We start from the raw sequence: 10,983 nt of genomic DNA, 5'->3' as shown, positions 1-10,983 counted from the left end.
GTGTAGATCTCGCCCTTGAAGTCGAGCACGCCGATCATTTCGCGGCCGGTCGACTTGTTGAACTCCTCGACCTCCGGCATCGGCTCGGTGAGGAGGTACATGTGCTCCATGGCCAGCACGGGCAGCTCGACGCCGACCATGCGGCCGATCTCGCGCGCCCACAAGCCGCCGCAGTTGACGACATGCTCGGCGTGGACCGTGCCCTGTTCGGTGACGACGTTCCAGGTGCCGTCGGGCTGCTGCGTGAGATCAACGACGCGATTGCGCAGCACGATCTCGGCGCCGAGTTTCTTCGCCGCCTTGGAATAGGCGATGGTGGTGCCGGACGGGTCGAGATGGCCTTCGACCGGATCCCACATGGCGCCGACGAAGTTCTTCTCGTCCATCAGCGGGAACATCGCCTTGGCTTCGGACGGCGTGATCAGCTCGGTGTCCATGCCGAGATAGCGGCCCTTGGCGTGGGCAAGGCGCAGGAAGTCCATGCGTTCCGGCGTGTCGGCCATCATCACGCCGCCGGTCAGGTGCAGCGAGCAGGACTGGCCGGAGATTTCCTCGATCTCCTTGTAGAGCTGCACCGTGTAGGCCTGCAGCTTGGCGACGTTGGGGTCGCCGTTCAGCGTGTGGAAGCCGCCCGCCGCGTGCCAGGACGAGCCGGAGGTCAGCTCCGAGCGCTCGATCAGCATGATGTCGGTCCAGCCGGCCTTGGCCAGGTGATAGAGCACCGAGCAGCCAACGACGCCGCCGCCGATGACAACCGCTTTTACATGGGATTTCATGAAGATAGGTCCGTTTTTGCGTAAATTGAATCAGAGGTTACGGTTGCAGGCGACGCCCGCCAAGCACGATCAAAAATCGGTCGGCGCACCGCCTTCGGCTGTGCGCTTCTGGACGAAGTCGTTGAGTTCCTCGCGGATCGCCGGGTCCATGTAGGGTTCTTCATAGGACGCCAGGCGTTCCTTCCAGACCTTGTTGGCCTTTTCCAGCGCCGTCGGCGAGCCGGCTTCCGCCCAGGTCTCGAAATTGCGCCAGTCGGAAATGATGGGCGAATAGAAGGCGGTCTTGTAACGGTCCTGCGTGTGCTGGGTGCCGAAGAAATGGCCGCCGGGGCCGACCGACTGGATGGCGTCGAACCCGAGCGCCTCTTCGGACAGGTCGAGCGGGGTGAGGAATTCGGCCACCATCTGCAACAGGTCGATGTCGAGAATGGTTTTCTCGTAGGAGCAGCGCAGGCCGCCCTCGAGCCAGCCGGCGGCATGCATCATCAGATTGCCGCCGCCCTGGATGGCGCCCCATAGCGAGAACACGCTCTCATAGGCCGCCTGCGCGTCGACCGTGTTGGCGGCGCAGGTGTTGGAGGTGCGGTAGGGGATGTTGTAGCGGCGGGCAAGCTGGCCGCCGACAAGCTGCGCCTTCATATATTCGGGCGTGCCGAAGGCCGGTGAGCCCGACTTCATGTCGACATTGGAGGTGAAGCCTCCATAGCCGACCGGTGCTCCCTTGCGCACCATCTGGGCAAAGGCGATGCCGGACAGCGCCTCGGCATTCTGCTGCACCAGCGCGCCGGCAATGGTGACCGGCGCCATGGCGCCCGACAGGGTGAAGGGCGTGACGACAACGACCTGGCCCTTGCTCGACATCTGGATGATGCCTTCCATCATCGGCACGTCGAGCTTGAGCGGCGAATTGGTGTTGATGATGGTGAAGACGGACGGCTCCTCGAGCAGTTGCTCGTGGCTGATGTCGCGCGCAATCCTGGCGATCTCGATGCCGTCGACGTTGCGCTCCTTGCCGAGCGAATAGATGTGGAACACCTTGTCGGTCAGCGTGGCGAGATCGCGGATGCATTCGAGATGGCGCACCGACGGATGGATATCGGTCGGCTCTACCGGATAACCGCCGGTGCAGTTCAGGATGTTGTGCATCTGCGCCAGGCGCAGGAAGTTGCGGTAGTCCTGCTGGTTGCCAGGCCGTCGGCCGCGGTCGATGTCGGAGCAGTTGGGCGCCGACGCCATCATAGAAATGATTAGATTGTCGCCGCCGAAGCGCACATTGTGCGCCGGATTGCGGGCATGGATGGTGAATTCCGGCGGGCAGTGCGAGATGAGTTCGAGGATCATGTCGCTGTCGAAGCGTACGCGCTCCGAGCCTTCGCGCACATCGGCGCCATGCGCCTTCATGATGCGGCGGGCTTCGTCGTGCAGGACGTCGACACCGATTTCCCGCAATACGCGCAAGGAGGCGAGGTGGATCGATTCCAGCTCATCTTCCGACACCAGCCTGGTCGGCGCCAGCGGGTTTTTCAACTGGCGGAAAGCCGGCTGCTCGAACGCGGCCGAGCCTCCGGCGCGTTTCCCGGCGCGGCCGCCACGGCGGGCACGGTCGGGTGCCGAAGCCGGTTCTGCAGGTTGTAGGGCGGCGGTCATGAGGAGCCTCGTACGATGCGAAAGTGGGCGGCATAATGGACCGGCGGCCGTCCGGCCATTGCGGAGGCGGCGACCACTAGGGCGAGGGAAGCGACATGCCTGAAGGGCAGCCGCACGGCTGCGACATTGCCCGGTCTACAGCGCCGCGCCGCCAAGCGCCGAGCGCGATGGATATCGACGGGTCGTACGTTACGGTATCGTCTTTTACTTCTGACATACTTGCGCGCCGAGTGTCTCTGGAGGGGCAGCCATGCCTGATGTCGTCAAAGTGCGTGCCGCGACGAACAACGAAGTCGCGTTCCTTTCCTGGGATATAGACGGGATGATCCCGGGCTGCCTCGGTTTCGAGATCGTGCGCCTCTATCCCGATACAGGCGAGGAGCGCTGCCTGGCATCCTGGGTGCCCTTCAAGGGGCAGCGCAATTCGAGATGGATTCCGCAGGACACCGGCGTCTGGCCGGTGCAGAAGACATTCTGGCGCGATCTCACCGTGCGGCGACGCCGCGACAGTGTCGATATCAGGCCCGATGGCGAAATGATCGCCTACCGGGTGCGCCCGGTCGGCGACATGAAGCCGGGCCTCGATGCGGTGCCGGTGCGCCCTGATCAGGTCGTCGACGGCAAACCCGCCTACACCGGCCCGGCGCGCCCGCTGGGCTATCTCGGCAAGGGCGCGGTCAGCCCGCCGATCTTCCTGGGACAGATGTTCGGCAAGGCGCGTGTTGCCTTCACCAATGGCGTGCTGTCGACGCAATGGATGTCGCACGCGCTGCAGGAGGCCGGCATCAAGGTCGGGCAGCGCGACAAGATCAGGGCAGTGCTGCAGGACCCGACGAGTAAGATACGGGCCTATCTGCATGGCGATGTTCCCGACGTGCTGACCAGCCTCCTGACGCGGGCCAAGACCGAAGGCGGCACCGTCAGGCTCGCGCTCTATGAACTCGGTGACGACGAGCTGTGCGATGCCATCATCGCCGCCAAGGACGCCGTCGAGGTCATCCTTTCCAATTCGGGCAGGGACGACGAGACCAAGGCCTGGGATGCCGGCAATGCGGCATACAGGAAGCGCCTGCATGACGCGGGCGTCGCGGTGACGGACCGCCTGTTCAACAACAACCACATCGGCCACAACAAATTTGCCGTCTACCGCGATGCCCAGGGCAAGCCGCAAGCAGTGATGACCGGCAGCACCAACTGGACGTCAACCGGTATCTGCGGGCAGTCCAACAACGCCTTCATCCGCGACGACCCGGCGATGGCCGAGATCTTCGACGCCTATTGGCAGCGTATGAAGGCCGACGTCTTTCCGCCCCCGGCCTCGGAAAGTGCGGCCGGTCGTGTCGCGCAGACACAAGGCGTGCCGTTCCGCGGGGAGAACCACATGCCCAATCCGCTCAACGGCGCCACCGCGGCGCTGGACGGCATGACGGTCTGGTTTTCGCCCAACGACCCTGACCGCAACAAGAAGGACATCTCCGTGCGGCCGGTCGACCTCGCGGATGTGTTTGCCCGCATCAAAGCGGCGAAGCGGGCGGTGCTGTTCCTGGTGTTCAATCCCTCGCTGCTCGGCGACAACTCGATCGTCGACCAGGCCGTGGCGGCGGCCAAGGCCGATCCGAACCTGATCGTGCAGGGCGCGATCTCTGACGAAACCGCCATGCCCAACTATGTCGCGCCGACCAAGGATCCGGTCACCCACAAGTCGAACAAGGACGGCAAGGCGCCGTTCGTCTATCCGGAGAAGGTCTGGGAAGCGCCGAACGTCTCCATCGTGCGTGCGGCAAACCTGACCGGCGCTACGATCGCCCGCGACTTCCAGGCGGAGGTGCTGACCGTCGGCCATGCGATCGTGCACGACAAGATCATCATCATCGATCCGATGGAAGACAACGCCACCGTCATCACCGGCAGCCACAATCTCGGTTACAAGGCGTCCTACGAGAATGACGAGAACATGGTGATCGTCGAGGGCGACAAGACTTTCGCTGCCGCCTATGCCGTGCACATGCTTGACGTGTTCGACCACTACAAATTCCGCGCCTGGCGCAGGACAATCGGCAAGGGGCCTTCCGACGATGACGGGCTCCATATCGACGACAAGTGGCTGAAGCCGTACGCCGACGGCAAGAAGGGCGCGATTGCCCGCTATTTCCCGTAGCGCCGCCGGACCGGGAATCTGCCATTCATTCCAGTCCGCGGCCGCTCGGCCCGGGCGCGCAGAGCGATCCGTTGGCGCAAGCGGATTTCCCTTGCGGCCCTTTCTTTGTGCCGATCGAACCCGTAGCTAGTGATGCTCGCCGGCCGGGAGGTCAGCCGGCACCTCACATGGATGGCAACATGGTCCTGGCCGGCTCGAGCGAAGGCGAAGCGGGGACGCAGTGGGCGGCGCTCGCCGGCGTCACCGCGGCACTTGCCATGTTCGGCGCGGCGCAAGGGCTGAGTTCGCCGCTGTTCACGCTTCTGATGCAGAAGCAAGGCCTGTCGCCCGGGTTGATCGGCCTGTCGGCGGCGATGATGCCGCTCGGCCTGATCCTGTCGGCCTCGTTCGTGCCGGCGGCGGTGCGTCTGTTCGGTGCGCGCAACCTGGCGGTCGGCTGCTCGCTGATCGGCGCGCTGTGCTTCCTGGGCATCGGCTATCTGCAGAACTGGGTGGCCTGGTATCTCATCCGCTTCATCATCGGCGTGATCATCAACCCGCTCTATATCCTTGGCGAGGTCTGGGCGCTGTCGCTGGCGCCGCCTTCGCGGCGCGGCCGCGTGATGGGCGTGTTCAACACGCTGATGGGCGCCGGCTATGCGGCCGGCCCCTTCACCTTGACCTTCGTCGGCACATCGGGCTGGGCACCGTTCAGCGTGGGTGTCGGGGGCTTCATGCTTTGCGCGATCATTCTGCGCCTTGTCTCATCAAAACTTGCCGGGTTCGAGGATGACGGCCAGCCTTCCGGCAGCTTTGTCGGCTTTGCCCGGCTGGCGCCGGCGCTGCTGCTGGCCGTGCTGGTCTCGGCCGCTGTCCAGCAAAGCACCTATGCGCTGGTCCCGGTCTTCGGCGCCGGCTATGGCCTGCCGGAAGCTGTGCTCGCGGCACTGGTGATGGCACTGTCGCTCGGCAACATCCTGCTGCAGATCCCGCTCGGTCTGCTCGCCGAACGGTTCGGCGGCCGCCCAATGATCGTGGCCTGCGCGGTGGCGACGGCAATCTGCGCGGCGCTGCTGCCGCTGCTGATTACCACGCCGCTGATCTGGGGCGTGCTGCTTGTCATGGGCGCGGTCGGCTACGGCGTCTATACGATGGCGCTGGTCGAACTCGGCAGCCGGTTCAAAGGCACGCTGCTGGTCACCGGCAATGCGGCCTTCGCCTTGCTGTGGGGCGTTGGCGGCATTGTCGGCCCGCCGGGTGCCGGCCTGCTGATGCAAGGCATCGGCCCGCTGGGCCTGCCCGTGGTGATCGCCGCTCTCGATGCGGTACTGGTCGTCTTCGCCTTGTACCGCTCCTCGCAACGTCGAGCCTCCTGACATGGATCTGGCTGGAGCAAGCGCTTTCCGCCGGCGGAGCTTACCGCTGTCTGGCCGAACCGTTAATCCTGCCGGGCACCAACGGTAGGACCATGGCCGCGGCGGATTCGAAAACTGGCGAAGGAATGCAATGGGCGGCGATCACCGGCGTGATCGCGACCGTCTCGGTGTTCGCCATCGCGCAGGGTCTGTCCTATCCGCTGTTGAGCTTCATCCTGCAGCGCCAGGGCGTCTCGCCGGCGATGATCGGCCTGTCGGCTGCGATGACGCCGATCGGCTTCATCGTCTCGTCGCCGCTGATCCCGGGGCTGGCGCGGCGGTTCGGGGCGGGGCGCACGGCGCTTACTTGCGCCGCGCTCTCGGCCGTCGTGCTGGCGCTGATCGGCTGGACGCAGAATGTCTATCTGTGGTTTCCGCTGCGCTTCCTGATCGGCGTGGTGACCAATCCGCTCTATGTCTTGAGCGAAATCTGGGTAATCGCCCTTGCGCCGCCGGCAAGGCGCGGGCGCATCATGGGTGTCTATTCGACGATCATTTCGGCCGGCTTCGCGGCCGGCCCGCTCTGCCTGCTCGCCGTCGGCACGCAGGGATGGCCGCCCTTCCTCGTCGGTATTTGCGCCTTCGTGCTGTGCGGCATGTGCCTGGCGTCGGTGCTGCCGCGCCTGCCGAAGGTGGACGAGGCCGGGCATCGGGTTTCCGTTCTGGGCTTCGTACCGATGGCGTGGCTGCTTCTGTTGGCGGTCATCGTGGCCGCGGGGTTCGAACAGGGGGCGCTGGCCTTGCTGCCGGTCTATGGCAACCACTATGATATCGCGGAAGCCCGCATGTCGGCGCTGCTGTCGATGATGATCGCCGGCAATATTGCCATGCAGGTGCCGCTCGGCCTGCTGGCGGAGAGGCTGACCGCACCCCTGGTTCGGCTTGCCTGTGTTTCCTTGACCGTGGTCGGATGCGTGTTGCTGCCGCTTCTCATCGAAACGCCGCTGATCTGGCCGATGATCTTCGTCTGGGGCGCGGTCTCCTACGGCATCTACACGATGTCGATCATCGAGCTTGGCGAGCGTTTCACCGGCTCGACACTGGTCGCCGGCAACGCCGCCTTCTCGCTGATGTGGGGCGTCGGCGGCATAGCCGTGCCGCCGCTGGCTGGCAGCGCCATGGATATACTGGGCGCGAGAGGCCTGCCGATCACGCTTTGCCTCATGTGCCTGGCCCTGGCGGTCGCGAGCCTCGCCGGTCGCGGCAAGGCCTAAATCCTTGGCTGCAACTCTTGAATATCGGACGCGGCATGTCGATGTTGCATGCCCAAGCGTTGCCTAGTGGAGATTCCATGACCAAGCCCATCGCCAAGCCAGAAGCCGATACCGCGGACCCCTTCCTCTGGCTGGAGGACAGGACCAGCAAACAGTCGCTCGACTGGGTGCATGGCCAGAACGAGATCGCGGTTGGCGAATTGCAGGGCGATCCTTCGTATCAGGCGTCGTTCCAGACGGCACTCGACCTGATGACGGCCGAGGACAACATCGCCGTCGGCGCGGCGATCGCCGGTCATGTCTACAATTTCTGGCAGGACAAGACCAATGCGCTCGGCCTGTGGCGCCGCACGACGGTCGCTTCCTACAAGACCGAGAACCCGGTCTGGGAAACGATCATCGATTTCGACCAGCTCGCGGCGAAGGAGGGGGTAAAATGGGTGTTCAGCGGCGCCAGCCGGCTCTATCCGGACTTCAGCCGCTGCCTGCTCTCGATGTCGCCGGACGGCGGCGACGCCAGCGAGATGCGCGAATTCGACACTGAAACCAGATCGTTCATAGAGGGCGGGTTCCGTGCGCCGGCTTCCAAGTCGGGTTTCGGCTGGCTGGACAAGGACACCGTCATCGTCTCGGCGGCCTTCGAGGAATCCGACAAGACCGAGTCCGGCTATCCGCGTGTGATCAAGCTCTGGAAACGCGGCACCAGCCTCGAAGACGCAACACCCATTTTCGAGGCGCAAAAAGACGATCTGGCCGCCGGCGCGGGCGTCGAGTTCGACGGCGACAAGCGTCACGTGTTTCTGGCGCGGGCAATCAATTTCTTCGCATCGCACAGTTTCCTGCATCTCCCGTCCGGTGAGAACAGGCGCATTCCGCTGCCCGACGACGCCACCGACACATCGCTTTTCAAGGACCAGCTGGTGTTCGGGGTGCGCACGCCGTGGACGGCGCCGGACGGCACGCTGTGCCAACCGGACGGGCTCTATTCGCTCGATTTCGCTCACTGGATCGAAACCGGCGGTCTGGGCACCATCGAAACCCTGCTGGCGCCGGCGCATCGCGTGTCCATCGCCGGGCTCGCCAGAACGCAGGACCGGCTGTTCATCAGCCTGATGGACAATGTGCGCGGCAAGGTTCTCGTCTGCGAGCGCAAGAATGGCGCCTGGTCGCTGAAGCCGGTCGCGTTGCCTGAGAACGGCACTGTCGGCATCAGCCATGCCGAGCACTTCGGCTCCAGCGTGTCCTTCTCCTTCACCGATTTCCTGACGCCAAGCTCGATCATCTGGTCGGATGACGATGGCGAGACGCTCGCCACGGTGAAGTCGCAGCCGGCGCGCTTCGATGCCGCGCCGCTGATCTCGGAACAATTCGAGGCGCGCTCGAAAGACGGCACGATGATCCCATACTTCGTCGTCAGGCGGCGCGACCAGAAGAGACCGGTGCCGACCCTGCTCTACGGCTATGGCGGCTTCGAAGTGCCGCTCTTGCCGGGCTACGCCGGCGTGCGCGGCAGGCTGTGGCTGGAGAAGGGCAATGCCTATGTGCAGGCCTGCATTCGCGGCGGCGGCGAGTTCGGCCCGGCCTGGCATCAGGCGGCGCTGAAAGGCAATCGCCAGAACGGTTTTGACGATTTTGCAGCGGTGGCCGAGGACGTCGTCAGGCGCGGCATCGCGACGGCAGGCTCGCTCGGCATCCAGGGTGGCTCGAATGGCGGCCTGCTGACCGGCGTTTCGCTGACGCAGCGCCCGGAACTTTTCGGCGCCGTCATCATCGAGGTGCCGCTGCTCGACATGCTGCGCTACACCGAATTGCCGCCCGGCGCCTCATGGATGGCCGAGTATGGCGATCCATCGAAGCCGGAGGACGCCAGGTGGCTGGCGGCCTATTCGCCCTACCAGCACGTCAAGGCGGGTGCCGCCTATCCGCCGGTGCTGCTGACGACCTCGACCGCCGACGACCGTGTCCATCCCGGCCATGCCCGCAAGATGGCGGCTCGCCTGCAGGAGGCCGGCCACGACAGGACACTGTTCTTCGAGGAGACCGAAGGCGGCCATGGCGGTCGGGGCGACCGCCGGCCGCAGGCGGCACAGACGGCGATGAAATATGTCTTCCTGCAGCAGGCACTGAGCGCCAAGGCTTAGAAGTATCGTCATGGGCCAAGCAAAGGGTGGTTCACCTCGGCCAGCCTTTGCTCTAAGGTGCGCGGCATGGCTCCTGCTATGACCTTTGTCTGCACGTTCGGGGTCGCGGTGACACCGTCACCGCGCACGCTGCGTGCGGAGCTTTTGCGGCTGTGCGCCCGGATCGGTTATTCGCCACCCGCCGCCCTCTGATGCATTCGCCCCGGCGCCAGCCGGACTGAATCCAGAGGAAAGAACCAGACATGACCTATCAGAATTATTCGCTGAAGCAGCTTCAGCAGATCGACGCCGCGCATCACCTCCATCCCTTCACCGATCACAAGGAATTGCGTGACGCGGGTTCGCGCATCATCACCCACGCCAATGGCCCGTTCATCTACGATTCCGAAGGGGCGGAACTGCTCGACGGCATGGCCGGCCTGTGGTGCGTCAACATCGGCTATGGCCGCGACGAACTGGCCGAGGCCGCCTATGCCCAGATGAAGGAACTGCCTTACTACAATTCCTTCTTCAAATGCTCGACGCCGACGCCGGTGCTGTTGTCCAAGAAGCTGGCCGAGATCGCGCCGAAGAACGTCAACCAGGTGTTCTACGGCTCCTCCGGCTCGGAAGCCAACGACACCGCCCTGCGTCTTGTCCGCCACTACTGGGTGATCGAGGGCAAGCCCGAGAAGAACCGCGTCATCTCGCGCAAGATGGCCTATCACGGCTCGACCATCGCCGGCACGTCGCTCGGCGGCATGGACGCCATGCACAAGCAGCTCAACGGAGCGGTGCCCAACATCGTGCATGTGATGATGCCCTATGCATATGAGCTGTCGCTGCCGGGCGAGAGCGACCATGATTTCGGCCTGCGCGCGGCCAAATCGGTCGAGGATGCCATCCTCGAGGCCGGGGCCGACAAGGTCGCGGCCTTCATCGGCGAGCCGGTAATGGGCGCGGGCGGCGTCAAGATCCCGCCGGCGAGCTACTGGCCTGAGGTGCAGCGCATCTGCCGCAAATACGATGTGCTGCTGATGCTGGACGAGGTCATCACCGGCTATGGCCGCACCGGCGAATGGTTCGCGGCCCAGACCTTCGGCATCGAACCGGACACCATCACCACCGCCAAGGCGCTGACCTCGGGCTATCAACCGCTGTCGGCGCTGCTGGTCGGCGACCGCATCACCTCGACGCTGGTCGAGAAGGGCGGCGAGTTCAACCATGGCTACACCTATTCCGGCCATCCCGTGGCCTGCGCGGTGGCCTTGAAGAACCTCGAGATCATCGAGCAGGAAGGCCTGGTCGATCGTGTCAGGAACGAAACCGGGCCTTATTTCGCCAAGGCGCTGCAGGAGCGTATCGCCGGGCATGATCTGGTCGGCGAGGTACGCTCGATCGGGCTGATGGGCGCGATCGAGATCGTCAAGGACAAGGCGACCAAGGAACGGTTCCTGCCGTCGGGAAGTGCGGCGGTGACGGTGCGCGACCATGCCATCGCCAACGGCATGATGCTGCGCGCCACCGGCGACACTATGATCCTGTCGCCGCCGCTGATCTGGACCCGCGACACGATCGACATGGCCTGCGAGCGGATCGGCAAGGCGCTGGATCTGGCGCAGGCCGATCTGCGCAAGCGGTAAGGAGAACCTCGACCGGGCGTTTCTTCAGGAG

7 protein-coding genes are annotated in these 10,983 nt (G+C 64.5%); 5 read left to right on the top strand and 2 right to left on the bottom strand.

Annotated features, from left to right (window positions below; translation table 11 throughout):
• Together FJ546_RS17905 and FJ546_RS17900 are read right to left on the bottom strand one after the other, a co-directional pair.
• The coding region (locus tag FJ546_RS17905; protein ID WP_140890532.1) for an FAD-binding oxidoreductase at positions 1–776 on the bottom strand (776 nt) is incomplete at its 3' end.
• A gap of 69 nt (positions 777–845) precedes the next feature.
• Positions 846–2,423, bottom strand: coding sequence for a trimethylamine methyltransferase family protein (locus FJ546_RS17900; protein WP_140890531.1), 1,578 nt, complete (start codon positions 2,421–2,423; stop codon positions 846–848).
• A gap of 250 nt (positions 2,424–2,673) precedes the next feature.
• Between FJ546_RS17900 and FJ546_RS17895 the strand changes: the two genes are divergently transcribed.
• From FJ546_RS17895 to FJ546_RS17870, 5 genes are all read left to right on the top strand, one after another.
• A complete protein-coding gene (locus FJ546_RS17895; protein ID WP_140890530.1) occupies positions 2,674–4,581 on the top strand; it encodes a phospholipase D-like domain-containing protein in 1,908 nt (635 codons plus the stop codon).
• A 179-nt stretch (positions 4,582–4,760) separates the two neighbouring features.
• Positions 4,761–5,936: an MFS transporter gene (locus FJ546_RS17890; RefSeq protein ID WP_140890547.1), complete on the top strand. Its 1,176-nt coding sequence runs from the start codon at positions 4,761–4,763 to the stop codon at positions 5,934–5,936.
• A gap of 92 nt (positions 5,937–6,028) precedes the next feature.
• Complete coding sequence (locus FJ546_RS17885) at positions 6,029–7,189, top strand: MFS transporter (RefSeq protein WP_140890529.1); 1,161 nt, start codon at positions 6,029–6,031, stop codon at positions 7,187–7,189.
• A 77-nt stretch (positions 7,190–7,266) separates the two neighbouring features.
• On the top strand, positions 7,267–9,330 hold the full coding sequence (locus FJ546_RS17880; protein WP_140890528.1) for a prolyl oligopeptidase family protein: 2,064 nt from the start codon (positions 7,267–7,269) through the stop codon (positions 9,328–9,330).
• 242 nt (positions 9,331–9,572) lie between these two features.
• A complete protein-coding gene (locus FJ546_RS17870; protein ID WP_140890527.1) occupies positions 9,573–10,952 on the top strand; it encodes an aspartate aminotransferase family protein in 1,380 nt (459 codons plus the stop codon).
• Positions 10,953–10,983 lie beyond the last annotated feature (31 nt).

The sequence above is a fragment of the Mesorhizobium sp. B2-4-19 genome (assembly GCF_006441315.1).
Taxonomy (GTDB): domain Bacteria; phylum Pseudomonadota; class Alphaproteobacteria; order Rhizobiales; family Rhizobiaceae; genus Mesorhizobium.
The sequence above is the reverse complement of the archived record's forward strand: the minus strand, read 5'-3'. Positions and strand labels throughout refer to the sequence as shown.

Excerpts from the sequence above, each read along its gene's own strand:
- FJ546_RS17870 (WP_140890527.1), top strand. The coding sequence starts at position 9,573 with ATGACCTATCAGAATTATTCGCTGAAGCAGCTTCAGCAGATCGACGCC.
- FJ546_RS17885 (WP_140890529.1), top strand. The coding sequence starts at position 6,029 with ATGGCCGCGGCGGATTCGAAAACTGGCGAAGGAATGCAATGGGCGGCG.
- FJ546_RS17880 (WP_140890528.1), top strand. The coding sequence starts at position 7,267 with ATGACCAAGCCCATCGCCAAGCCAGAAGCCGATACCGCGGACCCCTTC.
- FJ546_RS17890 (WP_140890547.1), top strand. The coding sequence starts at position 4,761 with ATGGTCCTGGCCGGCTCGAGCGAAGGCGAAGCGGGGACGCAGTGGGCG.
- FJ546_RS17895 (WP_140890530.1), top strand. The coding sequence starts at position 2,674 with ATGCCTGATGTCGTCAAAGTGCGTGCCGCGACGAACAACGAAGTCGCG.
- FJ546_RS17900 (WP_140890531.1), bottom strand. The coding sequence starts at position 2,423 with ATGACCGCCGCCCTACAACCTGCAGAACCGGCTTCGGCACCCGACCGT.